The organism is Rhizobium sp. BK456 (genome assembly GCF_014194045.1).
Lineage (GTDB): Bacteria > Pseudomonadota > Alphaproteobacteria > Rhizobiales > Rhizobiaceae > Rhizobium > Rhizobium redzepovicii.
Genome location: NZ_JACIAO010000004.1, coordinates 139100 through 155537 on the forward strand (window position 1 = coordinate 139100; position 16438 = coordinate 155537).

Annotated in this window: 16 protein-coding genes; 11 read left to right on the plus strand and 5 right to left on the minus strand. The window is 61.3% G+C overall.

Annotation, left to right across the window (positions count from 1 at the left end):
• Window positions 1-119: 119 nt before the first annotated feature.
• Window positions 120-848 (minus strand): endonuclease/exonuclease/phosphatase family protein, encoded by a 729-nt coding sequence (locus FHX03_RS13480; protein WP_097628034.1) that lies wholly within the window; start codon window positions 846-848, stop codon window positions 120-122.
• Between the two features lie 113 nt (window positions 849-961).
• Here FHX03_RS13480 and FHX03_RS13485 point away from each other — a divergent pair, with 113 nt between their 5' ends.
• Entirely contained in the window at window positions 962-1921 is a 960-nt protein-coding gene (locus tag FHX03_RS13485) for a lysylphosphatidylglycerol synthase domain-containing protein (RefSeq protein WP_183854060.1), read from the plus strand.
• Here FHX03_RS13485 and FHX03_RS13490 read toward each other — a convergent pair.
• Window positions 1868-3409 (minus strand): phospholipase D-like domain-containing protein, encoded by a 1542-nt coding sequence (locus tag FHX03_RS13490; protein ID WP_183854062.1) that lies wholly within the window; start codon window positions 3407-3409, stop codon window positions 1868-1870. The two genes, FHX03_RS13485 and FHX03_RS13490, sit on opposite strands and share 54 nt — an antisense overlap.
• Window positions 3410-3501: 92 nt before the next feature.
• Between FHX03_RS13490 and FHX03_RS13495 the strand changes: the two genes are divergently transcribed.
• Entirely contained in the window at window positions 3502-4746 is a 1245-nt protein-coding gene (locus tag FHX03_RS13495) for a DUF763 domain-containing protein (protein WP_183854064.1), read from the plus strand.
• Window positions 4747-4768: 22 nt separating this feature from the next.
• Here the strand turns inward: FHX03_RS13495 and FHX03_RS13500 are convergent, their stop codons facing one another.
• The gene (locus tag FHX03_RS13500; protein ID WP_131710537.1) at window positions 4769-5218 is read right to left on the minus strand and encodes a pyridoxamine 5'-phosphate oxidase family protein; all 450 of its coding nucleotides are present in this window, start codon (window positions 5216-5218) and stop codon (window positions 4769-4771) included.
• A gap of 128 nt (window positions 5219-5346) precedes the next feature.
• Window positions 5347-6264, minus strand: a complete 918-nt coding sequence (locus FHX03_RS13505; RefSeq protein WP_131710538.1) for a DMT family transporter — start codon at window positions 6262-6264, stop codon at window positions 5347-5349.
• A 322-nt stretch (window positions 6265-6586) separates the two neighbouring features.
• Between FHX03_RS13505 and FHX03_RS13510 the strand changes: the two genes are divergently transcribed.
• Window positions 6587-6907 (plus strand): YkgJ family cysteine cluster protein, encoded by a 321-nt coding sequence (locus FHX03_RS13510; RefSeq protein ID WP_183854066.1) that lies wholly within the window; start codon window positions 6587-6589, stop codon window positions 6905-6907.
• A gap of 54 nt (window positions 6908-6961) precedes the next feature.
• Here FHX03_RS13510 and FHX03_RS13515 read toward each other — a convergent pair whose 3' ends face one another.
• On the minus strand, window positions 6962-7531 hold the full coding sequence (locus tag FHX03_RS13515; RefSeq protein WP_131710540.1) for a nucleoside 2-deoxyribosyltransferase: 570 nt from the start codon (window positions 7529-7531) through the stop codon (window positions 6962-6964).
• A 194-nt stretch (window positions 7532-7725) separates the two neighbouring features.
• Between FHX03_RS13515 and FHX03_RS13520 the strand changes: the two genes are divergently transcribed.
• The 8 genes from FHX03_RS13520 (at window position 7726) to FHX03_RS13555 (ending at window position 16409) form a co-directional block, all read left to right on the plus strand.
• A complete protein-coding gene (locus FHX03_RS13520) occupies window positions 7726-7974 on the plus strand; it encodes a DUF982 domain-containing protein (RefSeq protein WP_409565141.1) in 249 nt (82 codons plus the stop codon).
• Between the two features lie 203 nt (window positions 7975-8177).
• Complete coding sequence (locus FHX03_RS13525) at window positions 8178-9206, plus strand: substrate-binding domain-containing protein (RefSeq protein ID WP_026230460.1); 1029 nt, start codon at window positions 8178-8180, stop codon at window positions 9204-9206.
• Window positions 9207-9275: 69 nt separating this feature from the next.
• On the plus strand, window positions 9276-10814 hold the full coding sequence (locus FHX03_RS13530; RefSeq protein ID WP_183854397.1) for a sugar ABC transporter ATP-binding protein: 1539 nt from the start codon (window positions 9276-9278) through the stop codon (window positions 10812-10814).
• Window positions 10815-10842: 28 nt separating this feature from the next.
• Window positions 10843-11835: an ABC transporter permease gene (locus FHX03_RS13535; RefSeq protein WP_183854068.1), complete on the plus strand. Its 993-nt coding sequence runs from the start codon at window positions 10843-10845 to the stop codon at window positions 11833-11835.
• Between the two features lies 1 nt (window position 11836).
• Window positions 11837-12841: a sugar-binding transcriptional regulator gene (locus FHX03_RS13540; RefSeq protein ID WP_017991367.1), complete on the plus strand. Its 1005-nt coding sequence runs from the start codon at window positions 11837-11839 to the stop codon at window positions 12839-12841.
• Window positions 12838-13833 (plus strand): aldo/keto reductase, encoded by a 996-nt coding sequence (locus FHX03_RS13545; RefSeq protein WP_183854070.1) that lies wholly within the window; start codon window positions 12838-12840, stop codon window positions 13831-13833. Before FHX03_RS13540 ends, FHX03_RS13545 begins: the two co-directional genes overlap by 4 nt.
• Window positions 13834-13845: 12 nt before the next feature.
• Window positions 13846-15594, plus strand: a complete 1749-nt coding sequence (locus FHX03_RS13550) for a glycerol-3-phosphate dehydrogenase/oxidase (RefSeq protein WP_183854071.1) — start codon at window positions 13846-13848, stop codon at window positions 15592-15594.
• A complete protein-coding gene (locus FHX03_RS13555) occupies window positions 15567-16409 on the plus strand; it encodes a class I fructose-bisphosphate aldolase (RefSeq protein ID WP_246699239.1) in 843 nt (280 codons plus the stop codon). Before FHX03_RS13550 ends, FHX03_RS13555 begins: the two co-directional genes overlap by 28 nt.
• Window positions 16410-16438: the final 29 nt, after the last annotated feature.

The following is a 16438-nucleotide window of genomic DNA, read 5'->3' on the forward strand; positions in this document are numbered from 1 at the left end:
AATAGATATTCCATATAACATTATTCGTGAAATATTCGTTTCAATGTCGCTGCAAGCGCTGATGCCTGTCGTTTTTCAGTGGATAACAACGCCTAGGCGGTCGCGCGTGGCGCCAGCGTTCAGGCGAAGCAGATTTCTGCAAGAAGAGGGAGGTGATCCGAAGCGATCCTCGTCAGCCGGTTTTGCAGCACGGCCGCTTTCTTGACGACGAGATCGTCGCTGACGAAGACGTGGTCGATACGCATCAGCGGGTAGCGGGAGGGAAAGGTCGCTTTAGGCCGGTCCTTGCCTGCGAGCTGGGCGTCCTTCAGCGATCGCGCGGCAAGTCGGTACGTCGCCGACGACGGAATGGCGTTGAAGTCGCCGCAGAGAATAGTGGGAAGCGGTTCGTCCGCCGTGCCGCGCAGCCAGCCCGCGCTCAATAGCGTCGTCATCTGCCGCATGCGCTCGCGGCCGCGAAGCCCGAGATGAGTGTTGACAACCAGCAGTTTTCTGTCGCCGACCAGGATTTCGACGGAAAGGGCGCCGCGCTGTTCGCCGATGGATGGCAGCGGGCCAGCCTTGACCGCGCCTGTCGGCAGAGCGGTGATGATCGCATCGCCATATTGCTCTTCGGCAACCGACAGCGCCGGATGAAAATGGGCCTGCATTTCGAGCAGCGAGGCGATCATATGCGCCTGGTCGATGCCGCCGGTCCTGCGCCTGAGGACATCGACCTCCTGAAGCGCGACGATGTCGGCTTGCGCCTCGGCGATGACCGAAGCGATGCGCCCGGGATCGAGCTTACGGTCGCTGCCGATACAACTGTGCACGTTATAAGTCAGGAGTCTGATTGATTTTTCCGCCATGGGTCCGCTGAAACTCGTCCCTTGGGACATCGATCGTGTTCCGGGGGAACACAAAACTCGTTTGATCGTTCCAGATTATCGACCCACCACGCTCGCACTCCTGAGGACAATCGATGAGCTTGAAAAGCATGATCTGGAATGGACTGCTGGTTGCCGCCCTTTGTTTTGCTGTCTTTCTTCTCTATCGCATCTTCGAGCAGTACAGCCTCGACCAGATCGTCCAGTCGGTTCGCAGCATACCGCTTTCAAGCTTCTGTACAGCGCTTCTCTTTGCTGCGGCATCCTATCTATGTCTTGGCTGTTTCGATCTGCTGGCGATCCGTTCGCTCGGCAAATCCTTGCCTTATCCTAAAATTGCATTGGCTTCGTTCATCAGCCTGTCGCTCGGCCACAATATCGGTTTTGCCGGGCTGAGCAGCGGTGCTTTCCGCTACCGCTTTTATTCGCGCTGGGGACTGACGACCGAGGACGTAGCGAAAATTATCCTGTTCTGCGGCGTCACGGTCGGGCTCGGGCTGATCACGCTCGGCGGCCTTGCTCTAATCGTCAATCCGGGTGATAGCGGGCGCCTGCTGCGGCTTGATACGGCCAATGTACGCATTTTCGGTGTGCTGGCGCTCATCGTGCCGGTCGTCTATGCGGCGCTGGCGTTTTTCATCCGCGGCAAGTTGCGCCTTTGGCGATGGTCGTTTCAGTTGCCGCGATTTTCGATTGCCGTCGCGCAGGTCGCGATCGGGACGATCAACTTCATCCTCGTTTCCGCCTGCCTGCACCAGATGCTCTCTGCCTTCGGCGACGTCGCCTTCTTCAGGTCGGTGACGGCGTATGTGCTGGCCAATTCGGCAATTCTCGCAACCCATGTTCCTGGTGGGCTCGGCGTGCTGGAGGCGACTGTCTCCTATGCCGTGCCGCAGGAAGCCTCGATCGGCGCGCTGATCGCGTTTCGCTGCGCCTATTTCTTCATTCCGTTGGCGCTCGGCACGACGCTTCTCCTCATCAGTGAGATCGTCTTCCGAAGATCACGCGGGACGGACGAGGAAGCGGACGAGCGCGCCGAGGCCCAATCGGCGTAGCGGCAGGAAAGGCCGGGCCGGGTCAAAGAACCCGGTCCCTCTGACCGGTGAGGTGCTGCCGGAAAGCTCGACTACGAATTCTCTCAGACCCCGGGCGTCGTCATTCAGCGCCTCGATCCCTTCGATCACCGAGCCGCTTTGCGCGTAGGCGGCTGCAACGGTCTCGGTGCCTGTTCCGAGATATTCCGCCAGCAGGCGGTTACGCAGCTCCGCCACCGCGCGGCGGTGCTCGTCTGTTTCAGATTCGAATAGGATATCGCATTCCGAATCAATCCCTTCGGAGCGATTGTTGAGATTGGAGGAGCCGATGCGCACCAGCTCATCGTCGGCGATCATCAGTTTGGAATGGATGAGCACCTCGACCTCGTCGACCGTCGCTGGTGCTGTCCGCCCGGGCACGAGTGGCCCGGGCACTGTCGGCCCGGGCACAACGGGAAAATAGACCCGCAGCCGGTTCGCGCGATCGGCCCGTTTGAGAAGGCGGATGACGCGGTCGCGATTGCCGCCCATGATAATCTTTTCGATCAGCCCGTGGGAGCTGCGCGTGCAGATGATGACGACCTCGGGCCCGTCTTCCTCCTGCAGCCGAGCGGCTATGGCGTCGGCGACGCGGAAGGAGGCGAGATATTGCGCCTCGATATAAAGCAGGCGCCGTGCTCGCGAAATGATATCCAATGTCGAGGCGATACCGTCGCTGATGCCGGCGCACAAGGTCGTCGACGGCTCCGTCAGCGCGAAGCTCACCGGGATATCCCGCAGCGAAACAGCAAGATCCTCCGGCCAGGGAAAGGGCGCGCGCTCGGCAAGCGGCGGGTGCCTTTCGCCGGTAGCTGTTTCCCAGCGTCGCCTGGCGATATCGCCGATCAGCCGTGCGGCGTCGCCCGTGACCATCGCCTGAACGTCATGGAGCGGATCGTAGGACACGCCCTCGGGGTCCCGCCGGAGCCTGTCCCTGGCATGATGGCGCTTTGTGTCCCATCGCCGCGACGTCAGGTCGATGCCGCCGATGAAGCCGACGGCGTCGTCGATGCAGACGAGTTTCTGATGGTGAGAGCCGCGAACGGCACCCTGAAGATCGAAACGCAGGTCGATCCGGGCATTCTTAGGGAAGTTCTTCTTGCGAAGCACCTGCAGGGATTTTTCCGAATAGACCGGCCCGAGCGCCCAGATGAGGATGCGTATCTCGAGTTCGGGATTGGCCGCCGCGAGCCCATGCAACAGGTCTGCCAAAGTCTCGTCGGATTGCTCCGGTTCCAACGGGATGTCGGGATTGAAATCCCAGCCGATAATCCAGATCGTGCGCCGTGCCTGCCGCAGCGCCCGCGAAACTTCGGCGAAATATCGGTTGCCGTTGATCAGGAAGGCCGCCTTCTCGGCGATGCCCTCCAGGCGCAAAGCGCTGTGATTCCGTTTTTCGCGGCCGTCCGGCCATTGCGATTTTGCCTGGGGCAGGCTCGGGTTATTGAAGACGGTCTCGATTGCGGTCATGATTGCCTCGGCTTCTAACTGCGAAAACAAACGCCTGGAATATTTTTGGGTTCCGTGCGGCGTCGGAGTGATGGAAAGCGTAAGGAAACGAGATGTCACAACGCGCAGGCAGCGCCGATCTTCCCCTTCACGGGGGACGTGTGCCGCATTGGCTCGGCGACCGGATGACGCGGCTCGGAGCCCTGATCGCCGAAGCGATCGTGCATCACTACGGCCGGGACGAATTCCTGCGCAGGCTCGCTCATCCCTTCTGGTTTCAGTCCTTCGGCGCGGTGATGGGCATGGATTGGCATTCCTCCGGCATCACCACAAGTGTTCTCGGTGCCTTGAAGCGCGGGCTGAAACCGCGCGCCGGCGAACTCGGCCTGCATGTCTGCGGCGGCCGCGGCGCGCAATCGCGCAAAACCCCGCACGAGCTCGTCTCGATCGGCGAACGCGTCGGCCTCGATGGCGAAGGCCTGGCGACAACGAGCCGTCTCATCGCCAAGGTCGACAGCGCTGCGCTTCAGGATGGGTTCGATCTTTATCTGCACGGTTTCATCGTCGCCGATGACGGCCATTGGGTGGTCGTGCAACAGGGCATGAACGGCGACAGGCGGCAGGCACGGCGCTATCACTGGCTGTCGGAGGGGCTGGAGAGTTTTGTCGACTCGCCGCATGCGGCAATCGAGGGCAGGAGCCAGGGCACGATCGTCAATCTGGCCGACCGGCGCGCCGAGCGGTCGCGGCGCGGCCAGCTCGATCTGCTGGCAACACTCGGTCCTGACCGGATCATCCGCGAGGCCGCCGCGCTGCTGCGTGTCAAGCAGCCGGCGCCCGAGCCAGCCGAGCAGCCGATGCTGCCGCACCTGATCATGCCAGCGCATCACGACGTGCGCGAGAGCGATGTCAATATGCGGCGGCTGCATGGAAATCTTGCTGCCGCAGCCGACCGCGGGCCTGCGGATTTCGAAGAGCTGCTGCTGGTTCCCGGTGTCGGCGCCCGCACGGTGGAGGCGCTGGCTATGGTGGCCGAGGTCGTCCACGGCGCACCCTGCCGTTTTTCCGATCCGGCACGCTTCTCCATCGCCCATGGCGGCAAGGACCGCCATCCCTTCCCGGTGCCGCTCAAGGTCTATGACGAGACGATCGGCGTAATGAAATCGGCAGTGCAGAAGGGCAGGCTCGGACGGGAGGAAGAGTTGCAGGCGCTCAAGCGCCTGGATGATCAATCCAGGCAGATGGAACGCTATGTGACAGGCCCTGACCTCAAGGAAATCATCGCCGGCGAATTCCGCCAGTCCGCCGATTTCGCCGGCCGGAGCGTCTTCGGTTGGGAAGAGCCGCCCGCAGAGTAGGGCACACCGTTATGCCGCTCTCTTAGCTCGCTAATCCGGGTAGGGTGACCTCGCCGTTTTCCTCACCATCCCAGTAGCGGATGGAGGACGCCGAAACTTTGATAAGAACGATCCCGGGAGTGTCCACACCTTCCGGAAACCACCGCTCGAGATCGGGCACCCAATGGTCTTCGAATGCCGCCTTGTCCCGCACCAGTGAGGCGACGCCCTCGACAGCGATGAAGATCCCCGGCTTGCCGAGGAGACTGGGCGGTGCCGTGAAGGTCAGCGAGACCATGTCGATGCCTTCGATCTCCGTGATTTTCCTGCTGTCCTCATACGAAAAGAACCAAGAATCCCCGTCATATTCGACGTCGCCATTATTGCTCATCGGGCGGGCCGAGATGCGGCCCGACCCGGCGTTCGTCGACAGCATGCAAAAATCGATCTTCTTCAATTGCGAGGATAGGTCTTCGAGGGTCATGGACGCCATTGCGATCTCCCGGGTTTGAATGCTCGGCAGTAGCGTGCAGGCGTCCAAATTGTTCCGTGGAAATGCAGGAATTCCAGGGGTTACAGCGGCGTCCTGTGCGAAACTGAAAGATAAGCGGCGCCATAGCTTCAATGGCCGTCGGGCGGGACGGCTTCGACCGGAACCGTCTCTTTCAGGTTCTTCCGATGGAAGATGAAGAGCCCGGCAAAGACGATGATTGCGGCGCCGACGATGATCTGCATATCGGGAATATCGTTGAAGAAGATGTAGCCCAGCACGATCGCCCAGAGCAGCAGCGTATATTGCATCGGCGCCAGCAGCGATGCCGGTGCGAGCTTCAGCGAGCGGGTGATCAAGAGATGCGCGCAGGTGGCGACGACACCGAGCAGCAGCATGCCGGACCAATTGATGAGCGTTGCCGGCTGCCAATGGCCGATGCTCAGCGCAATGCCGGTGGCAAGGGCGGCGATCGTCTGCCACGTCACCAGGGTCGTGTCGCTGGTCGAACGCAGATAACGGCTCATCACCAGCGACAGCGCAAAGGCAAGGCTGCCGGCAAGGCCGAAGAGCGACGGAAGCGACAGCATCGCCGTCGACGGACGCAGCGCGATGACGACGCCCGCGAAGCCGACCAAAACGGCTAGCCAGCGACGCCAGCCGATCTTCTCCCCAAGAAAGAAATGCGAGAGCGCGGCTATGTAGATCGGCCCGGCCATATAGAAGGTCATGACGTCGGCGAGCGGCAGATAGGCGACGGCCGCGTAGAACAGGGCGACATCGGCGGTCGCCATGAAAACACGTATGAACTGGAGGCGCTTCTGCTCGACACGGAACAGGGCCATCGGCCCTTGCCGTGCGATCATCGGCCCAAGCACGATGAAAGAGCCGACCGAGCGGATCACCAGTACCTGACCGAGGGCGAAGTTCGTGAGCAGCCATTTGCCCATAGCATCGTTCAGCGCAAAGAGCAGATCGCCGAGCAGCATCAGCACGATACCCGTGATGATCAGGTTTCCGGCGTTGGCTGCAGCCGCCTTGGTCTTCATCTCTCGAATCCTCGTGAAAACGGCCGCGCATTGCGCAGCCGAGTGCGGCTTCGGCCTTAACACCGCCAATGTCAATGGTCAGTTTCGTCCGTGATTTTGTTTGTTCGCCGTCTTCTGTCGTTCGGCATTTCATTGGTAGCTTTTAAAGGAATACCTAAAAGTGCTGTGAACGTGACAGTGAGGACTTCGTAGAGGCCGCCTGAAACCGCTCCGCCGCAATTAGGCCTGCCCCGAAGAAATGATCACGGCCGACCAGGCTGGGCGGTCATCTTCCGGATCAAGCACTTTGCGTTGTCGGCAGCTGCCGTGGTAGGAGCTGGGTATGAACTCACTAAGCGATCTAGATTGCCAAACCTGCGGTGCGTGTTGCTCCTTTTCACCTGACTGGCCCAGATTTTCCACGGAAAGTGATGCTGCTCTCGATTTGCTGCCACCGCGCTTCGTCGCTGCAGATGAGACGGGAATGCGTTGTAACGGGTCGCGTTGCGCCGCGTTGTCGGGGCGGGTCGGTGTTGAGACATCTTGCCTCGTCTACGATATTCGGCCTATCGTTTGTCGCGAATGCGTTCCTGGAGATGCTGCCTGTCTGATGGCGCGTGACGCCTTCGGATTAACGCTTCCCTTGGATAGGTCAACGCTTTAAGCGGGACGCAAATCCATAGCGCAGCGTGGAAGCTCAAACGCCTGGACGAAGTCCTTACCGCAGCTTCTCGACTGCGATGGCGAGACATGTCTTGAACGCTGACAAGTCCGTATAGAGCGCGTCACGAGCCGCGTCTCCGACGATGAGGACGCCGCCACGCCGCTCGATCCCGGCGTGCAGCATGAGATTGTCGGCCAGGCCGAAATCCTCGACCGCGATCCCGTTCGGGTCTCGCAGCCGACCTTCACCATCATAGGCGACGGCGCCGCCATAAAGGTCGCTCACCCGTCCGCTGTGATCGCGGGCCACATTCGTATAGGCGAAGACAGGCTTGCCGCTTGCGCACATAAAGCCGAGTTCGAAAGCCGTCCCGGTATCGGCGGCAATGCCGCGAAACGGTGTCAGATTGGCAATGATGGCATCGGCCTCCATCATCATCTTTTCGTCCACCGCGTTTATCGCTGCCGCCCGCTCGCGCTTCGAGTTCGTCTGCGGGATTTCCAGATCACCGGGAGAGAGTGGGTGAAGTCCCGCCTCGCGGGCAAGCGCTGCCTTCCGGTCGAGCATTTCACGGGCGTTTGGAAGGAACACTTCAGGACCGGCGAGATAAATTTTTTTCGTCATAGATGAATTGCACCTTAAGGGGACGGGCTCGGAACACGTCCCTTGCTGTAGAGCGAATGAGGATCACAATCCAGTGGAGGAGTACCGCGCACGTGCAGCGCATAAGGATCTTTCGCCGACCGTATGGGACCAAAGTCCCATGCTGGAACGAGCCCGCGCAGATGACGTTCAGCCATAGCCGAAGAGCTGAGGAGATGTCGATGCGCCGCGATTTTTGGGACCAGCCCGTTGAGGTCATCGTTGGGGATGGCGACCATCTTAAAAGTATCCGCAATAGCAGGGACGCGCTCGCATATCTGATGACCTGTTGGCCGCGTGAGAAAGCGGCATCCTTCGCCACCGCCAAGAAGATCTGCACGGACGCCGTCCACGGGCGAGCCGATGCAGCCGCGGCCGCATTGGCTTTCAAAGTCGCGGCCGAAGAAGCCGGCGTGCTCCGTTAGCCCACGCGTGCGGCAAACAACCGATCCAAAGACCCAGCGAGTGAAATATATTTCAGTGTGTGAATTATATTGACAGGCTGCTGTGTCTGGGATTACCTGCCCATACCGGATTTCGAGGAGGAACTCCGGTCTTCAATGGATCATCGGCAGCCGCCAAGGCGCCGCCGGATATTTGGGAGGGGCTTCGGCCTCGAGGAGGAAACTTGCGCAATTTTCTAAGCACGACCGCATTGGCGGTCCTTGCATCGACGCTTTTGGCCGGCGTGGCCAGCGCGGACACGGAAAATCCGTTCCGCTGCAAGCCGGGTGAAAAATACGTCATGAACGTCATGGTATCGGGCGTCGAATATTGGTTCCCGGTCTATGAAATGTTCAAGCAGGCCGGTCAGCAGCTCGGCTGCGAGACCGCCTATACCGGCACGCCGGAATATGACGTCAACAAGCAGATCGCCACTTTCGACCAGGCGCTGGCCCAGAACCCGGCCGGTATCCTCGTTCATCCGATGAACTCCGATCCGTTCATCGAGCCGATCAACCGGGCAATCGACCAGGGCACGGCGGTCGTGACCTTCGCAGCCGATGCACCGCTTTCCAAGCGCATCTCGTTCGTCACCTCGGACAATACCCGCGAAGGCACCTATGCGGCCGACGCGATTGCCGAAAAGATGGGTGGCAAGGGTGAATATGCCGTTCTCGAAAATCCGGGCCAGGACAACCACGACAAGCGTATCGCCGCCTTCATCGCCCGCATGGAGGAAAAATATCCTGACATGAAGCTCGTCGGCCGCGCTGCGTCCAACCAGGACCCGAACAAGGCCTATCAGGGCCTGATGAGCTTGGTGCAGGCCCATCCGAACATTGGGGCCGTCTTCATGCCGGAAGCGAATTCGGCCATCGGCGCTTCGCAGGCCAACAAGGAAAGCGGCGGCAAGATCCTCGTGATGTGCGCCGACGTCAATGCCAACATTCTCGATATGATCAAGGCAGGCGAAGTGTTCGGTTCGATCAATCCGAACCAGGGCATGCAGGGTTACATGGGCTTCATGCTTCTGTGGCTGGCCAAGCATCCGGAACTCATCGACCCGATGAACGACGCCAAGCGCGCCGGCTTCAACCCGATGAGCATTCCGTTCGTCGACAACGGCCTGTCGATCGTCACGGCTGATAATGCCGACGACTTCTACTGGGACAAGTATCTGAAGCGGCGGGGCACCAAAGGCATCGAGGAGTAAGCCTTTGTGCCGGCTGTCCGGAGGCAGGAAACTCCGGACAGCCACCGCGAGCGTGAGGAGGAGACGATGATGGCGTCGGTGCCGGTTCTGGAAATCCGCAATGTCAGCAAGCACTTCGGGGCGGTGAAGGCGTTGACGGATGTGAGCTTCAGCCTGGAGAAGGGCGAGGTTCATGCGCTTTGCGGCGAAAACGGCGCGGGCAAGTCGACGCTGATGAACATCATTGCCGGCGTGCTGCAGCCAACCGAAGGGGACGTTCTCGTCGATGGCGCGCCGGTAAAGGTGACGTCGCCGGCCGTCGCGCAATCGCTCGGGCTTGGCCTCGTGCATCAGGAAATCGCGCTCTGCCCCGATGCGACGGTTGCCGAGAACATGTTCATGGCCGCGACCAACCGTCGGCGCTCGCCTTTCATGAATTATGGCCGGCTGGAGCGGGATGCACAGGTCGTGATGAATCGTCTGGCGCCGATCGACGTGCGCCGCAAAGTCGGTGACCTGTCGATTTCCAGCCAGCAGCTTGTCGAGATCGCCAAGGCACTGACGCTCGATTGTCGGGTGCTGATCTTCGACGAACCGACGGCTGCTTTGACGGAATCGGAGACGCAGGTCCTGTTCGGAATCATCCGCGACCTCAAGGCGCAGGGTATTTCGATCATCTATATCAGCCACCGCATGGCCGAAATCTTCAGCCTGTGCGACCGGGTCACCGTGTTTCGCGATGGCCGTTATGTCTCGACGGAGAAGGTGGCGGACTTGACGCCGGATGATGTGGTGCGCCGCATGGTCGGGCGCGAGATCACCCAGCTCTATCCGGAAAAGCAGGCGCTGGCGGAGCGGACCGATGAGATCATCTTGAGCGTCCGCGATCTCGGCGACGGCAGCCGCTTCACGGATGTGAGCTTCGACCTGCGCAAGGGTGAAATTCTCGGCGTCGGCGGGCTGATCGGCTCGGGGCGCACCGAGATAGCCGAAGGTATTTGCGGATTGCGGCCCGTGACCGGCGGCGAGGTGCAACTGCATGGACAGCGGCTGCGGGCGCGGTCCTATGCGCAGGCGGCGCAGGCGGGCGTCGTCTACCTGTCGGAAGACCGGAAAGGCTCTGGCATTTTCCTCGATCTTTCCATCGCCCAGAACATTGCCGTTCTCGATTTGAAATCGCTGACCGGACCGCTGGGACTGTTGAATTCCAAGGCCGAGGCGGATCGTGCCCACAACCTGGCCCGGCGGCTCGGCGTACGGATGGGTGGCATCGACATGCCGGTCTCGTCGCTGTCGGGCGGAAACCAGCAGAAGGTGGCGATTGCCAAGCAGTTGGCGGTCGATCCCAAGGTCATTCTGATGGATGAGCCGACCCGTGGCATCGATGTCGGCGCCAAATCGGAAATCCACCGGCTGCTGCGCGATCTCGCGCGCTCCGGCATCGGCATCGTCGTCATCTCGTCGGAACTGCCGGAGCTTCTCGGCCTGTGCGATCGGGTGCTGGTCATCCACGAGGGCACGGTCGCAGGCGAGGTCGAGGGCGAGGCGATGACGGAGGAAACGATCATGCGGCTCGCCTCCGGTATCGGCGGTCACAACAATTCAAAGGCATCAGAGCATGCCGCGTAGGGAAAAAGCAGGGGCAGGAGACAGGGTCATGGCGGACGCTACACTGGCAACGGCACATCAGGCACGCGCGCCCGGCTGGAAACGGCTGGGAACGATGCGCGAGGCGGGGTTGATTGCGATCATCCTGGCGCTCTGCATCGTCATGAGCTTTGCCTCGCCGCATTTCCTGACGCTCGGCAACTTCCGGGCGATGCTGATGTCGTTCTCGGTGGAAGGGATCGTCGTCGTCGGCATGACCATCCTGTTGATTGTCGGCGGCATCGACCTGTCGGTCGGCTCGGTCGTTTGCTTCTCGATGGTGCTGTCGGGCTCGCTGTTCCTGATGGGGCTCGATCCATGGAGCGCATCCCTGATCGGGATCATTGCCAGCGGCCTGATCGGCTGTGTCATGGGCTTCATTGTCACGGTCGTCGGTCTCAACCACTTCATCACCTCGCTTGCGGCGATGGTCATCGTGCGTGGTATCTGCCTGATCATCACCAAGGGTACGCCGCTGTCGCTCTTCACCTTGCCGCCCTCGTTCAAGGCGGTGGGGCAGGGCACAGTCTATGGCGTCCCCTATGTGATCCTGATTTTTGTCGCGGTCGTCGTGCTGTTCGATTTCCTGCTGCGCCGGGCAACCGCCTTCCGCAAGGTGTTCTACACCGGCAGCAACGAGAAGGCGGCGCTCTATTCCGGTATCAAGACCAACCAGGTGAAGTTCTGGGTGACGGTGCTCTGCGCCACGCTGTCCGGCGTTGCCGGGGTGATCTACATGTCCCGCTTCGGTGCCGCGACCCCGACCTTTGGTGTCGGCATGGAGCTCAACATCATCGCCGCCGCGGTGATCGGCGGTGCGTCGCTGAATGGCGGTTCCGGCACGATCCTTGGGGCTATTCTCGGTATTGCCCTGCTGTCGGTCGTAACAAGCTCATTGATCTTGCTTGACGTGTCCGTCTATTGGCAAGACATGATCAAAGGCTGCATTCTGCTTGCCGCCGTCTCGATCGACCATTTCCTGCACAAGCGGAAGGCTGCCTGATATGCCGATAGCCAAGCTCAAGCCCGCAAATGCGCCGCGCGAGGAAATCGTCATCGCCCGGCAGATGCACCAGGCTCTGGTCCTGCATTTCCTCGAGGGGCTGACACAGGCGCAGATTGCCGATCAGCTGGGCATCTCGCACGCCACCGTCAACCGCCTGATCAAGCGCGGCCGCCAGCTCGGTCTGGTCGAGATCAAGATCAAGTCGCCGGTCGAGCCGCTGGTCGATATGGAAGAACGGCTACGAGCGCTTGGCGGCATCGGCCGTGCTGTGGTGGTGCCGACCGTGTCCGACAATCCGCAGACGGCGCTTCAGGCCGTTGGCGAAGCGGCAGCAAGGTTGCTGCTGGAAGAGATCATCGACGGCGATACGATCTGCATCACCGGCGGCAAAGGGGTGAGCGCCGTCGTCGCCGGTCTGCAGCCGCCGCGTCGGTTCAATGTCGAGGTCATTCCAGCAACCGGCTGCGTGCAGGGTAAACACTATACTGACGTCAATCATGTCTCGACCTTGATGGCCGACCGGCTTGGGGGACGTTCCTACCAGATCCACGCGCCCCTCTTTGCAGATGATGCCGAGCAGCGGGCGATGCTGATCAACATGCGTTCCGTCGCAGACGTTTTCAAACGGGCGCGCGAGGCGAAAGTGGCGGTGGTCGGCATCGGCTCGATCCTCTCGGACGATTCGAGCTATTACGACCTGCATCCATCCTCGAGCACCGACCGCGCCGCGATCGAGCGGTCCGGCGCCTCCTGCGAATTGCTGGCGCATCTGCTCGATGATCATGGCCAAGTCTGCGACTATAGCCTCAACCGTTCGCTGGTGTCGCTGACGCTGCCGGAATTCGCCTCGATCCCCACCAAGATCGGTGTGGCGAGCGGGCCGAACAAGGCAGGCCCGATCCTCAGCGTTCTCAGGGGCAATCATCTCGATACGCTGGTGACCGATGAGGCGACGGGTGCGCGGGTGCTGGCACTGGCGAATGGCGAAGGAAAATGGGCATGAGCGGACAGCAATTGACACGTGAGATCGGCAAATCGGGCGTTTCCGCCTCGGCGGTGGGACTAGGCACCTGGGCGATCGGCGGCTGGATGTGGGGCGGGACCGATGAGGCCGAATCCATCGCCGCGATCCAGGCATCGCTCGATGCCGGCGTGACGCTGATCGATACGGCGCCGGCCTATGGGCTTGGACGTTCCGAGGAGATCGTCGGCAAGGCGCTGACCGGGCGCCGCGACAAGGCAGTCATCGCCACCAAATGCGGCCTTGTCTGGCATACGCAGAAGGGTCGTCATTTCTTCGATCAGGACGGCAAGCCGGTGCACCGTTATCTCGGCCGCGACGCCATCCTGCATGAGGTCGAGGAAAGTCTGAGGCGGCTTGGAACCGATTATATCGACCTCTACATCACTCATTGGCAAGATCCGACGACCCCGATCGAGGAAACGATGCGGGCGCTGGAAGACCTGCGCACATCGGGCAAGATCCGGGCGATCGGCGCAAGCAATGTCAGCCCCGACGAACTCAATGCCTATATTGCTGCTGGTGGTCTCGATGCGATCCAGGAGCGGTTCAGCATGATCGACCGGGAGATCGAGGCGGAGCTTCTGCCGCTGACCAAGGCCAACAGCATTGCGACGCTGAGCTACTCGTCGCTGGCGTTGGGGTTGCTGTCCGGCACCATCGGTCCGGACCGGGTGTTCTCAGGCGACGACCAGCGCAAGGATAATCCGCGCTTTTCAGTCGACAATCGCCAGAAGGCAACGGCGCTGGCCGACGCCATCCGGCCGGTCGCCGAAAAACACGGCGCCAGCATCGCCCAGATCGTGATTGCCTGGACGCTGGCGCAGCCGGGCGTCACCTTTGCACTTTGCGGGGCGCGCAATCCAGCGCAAGCGCTCGACAATGCGCGAGCCGGGACCATCCGGCTGGATGCGGCCGATCTTGCGGCCATCGATACGGCCATAGCGGCGAAACTGACTGACATGGACAGGTAGCGGATCGCCATCATGAAACGGCAAGAGATATTGGACGGGCTCCGCCAGAGCCCGAAGGTGGACGTCTGTGTCATCGGTGGCGGCATCAACGGCATCAGCGTCTTTCGGGAGCTGTCGCTGCAGGGGCTGAACGTGCTGCTCGTCGAGAAACACGACTATTGCTCCGGGGCCAGTTCGGCGCTGTCGCGCATGGTCCATGGAGGTCTTCGCTATCTTGAGAACGGCGAATTCAAGCTGGTGCAGGAATCGCTGGTCGAGCGGGACCGGTTGCTGCGCAACGCCCCGCATTACGTCGCGCCGCTGCCGACGACGGTGCCGGTGTTCGATATATTTTCCGGCCTCGGCAATGGCATCGTCCGCTTCCTGGGCCTCAGCCGCCGCCCGAGCCGGCGTGGCGCCGTCGCCATCAAGGCAGGCCTGAGCATCTATGACTTCCTGACCCGCAAGCGGGCGCTGATGCCGCGCCACCAGTTTCGCGGCCGACGCGCGACGCTTGCCAAGTGGCCGGCGCTCAATCCCGACATCAAAAGTTCCGCCACCTATTTCGACGCCTGGGTCAGCCATCCGGAGCGGCTGGGCATCGAGCTTCTGCAGGATGGTCTTTCAGCAAAATTCGGGGCGATGGCGCTGAATTACGCGGAACTGCATCGGACAGAGGATGGCCAATATCGGGTCGAGGACCTGATCGGCGGGGCTTCCATTAGCGTCGAACCGGTGCTGATCATCAACGCCACCGGCGGCTGGATAGACATCGCCAATCAGACCCTGTTTTCGCCAGAAACACGGCCGGCGCCGCTGATGGGCGGCACCAAGGGCTCGCATCTGATCGTCGACAATGCGGACCTGCGCGACGCACTCGCGGATCACATGATCTACTATGAAAACGAGGACGGGCGGATTTGCATCCTGTTTCCCTATCTTGGCAAGGTTCTCGTCGGTTCGACCGATATCCGCGTCGACGATCCGGAAACGGTGCGCTGCGAGGCGGACGAGCGGGATTATATCCTGCAATCGCTCGCCTTCGTGCTGCCTGATATCACCGTCCGGCCGGAACAGATCGTTTTCCAGTTTTCCGGCGTGCGGCCGCTGCCGGCCAGCACCGACAGCTTTACCGGCCGCATCCCGCGCGATCATTTCTGCACGGTCGTGGAGCCGAAGGATGGTGGCCCACCGGTTCTGTGCATGATCGGCGGCAAGTGGACGACATTCCGATCCTTCGGGGAACTGGCGGCCGACATGGCTCTGGAAAGGCTGGGCAGGCGGCGCCGCATTGCGACAACCGATCGACCGATCGGCGGCGGGCGGGCATTTCCCGCCAGCGCGGCCGCCTGGCTGACGCAGATGGCGGCCAGCAAGGGCCTTTCCGGCCGGCGCATGGCTGAGCTGTTTGCCCGATATGGCACGGATGCCGAGGCGGTTGGCGACTTCATCGCGGCCGGCCCCGATGCAGTGCTGCCGCACGCCGGCTACTCGATGCGCGAAGTGCAGTTCCTGATCCGCGGTGAAGCGGTGGAACATCTCGACGACCTGCTTTTGCGACGCACGACGCTGGCCGTTTCAGGCGAGCTTTCGCTCGAGATGATGGATGCCGTACTCGACCTGCTGGCGCAGGAAAAGCACTGGACGCTCGCGCATCGCGCCCGTGAGCGCGACCGGTTTCTCACCCTTCTCACCGAACGCCATGGCGTCGACGAAGGCATGCTTTCCGCAAGGAACGAACCAAGGAGCACAGAATGCGACACAACAGCAAAGTCCGGATGAACCGGCTGTTCGGCGGCGGCTGCTGCCTCGATGTGGCGATCGATCACGGCGTCTGCAACGAACCATCCTTCCTCAATGGGCTGGAGGATATTCAGGCCGTCGTCAAGGCGCTGGTCTCTGCCGGGCCGGATGCGATCCAGATGAATTACGGCCAGGCCGACCTGCTGCAGGATGTGCCCGGCAAGGACAAACCTGCGTTGGTCATGCGCATCGACATGGGCAATCCCTATAACCGGATCCGCCATCGCGACATGTGGGCGGTGCTGCAGAACGAGGCCGAGCCGTTGATCGGCGCGATCGAAATGGATGCGGCCTGCGTCGTCGTCAACCTGTTCATGCTGCCGGACGAGCCGGACCTGTTCCGCCAGTGCGTGCAGAACATTTCCCGCGTCCGGGCCGATTGCGACAAGTATGGCATGCCGCTGATGATCGAGCCGCTGGTGATGCAACCGGTGACGGAAAAGGGTGGCTACATGGTCGACGGCGACGCGGACAAGATCGTTACGTTGACGCGGCTCGCCCGTGAGATGGGTGCAGATATCGTCAAGGCGGACCCAACCACCAATGCCGAGGATTTCCACAAAGTGGTGGAGGCTGCCCGTTGCCCGGTTCTGGTGCGCGGCGGCGGCAAGGAGGATCTTCGTGCCGTCTTCGACAAATCCGCTGCCTTGATGCGGCAGGGTGCAATGGGCATGGTCTATGGGCGCAACATCTATCAGCACGCCAATCCGAGTGCGGTGGTGCGCGGGCTGATGGCCATCGTGCACGAGGATGCGAGCGGCGAACAGGCCTTTGCGCTGTATCAGCAGGGCTGAGTTGCGATTTCGAACCTTCGGAGGGGTTC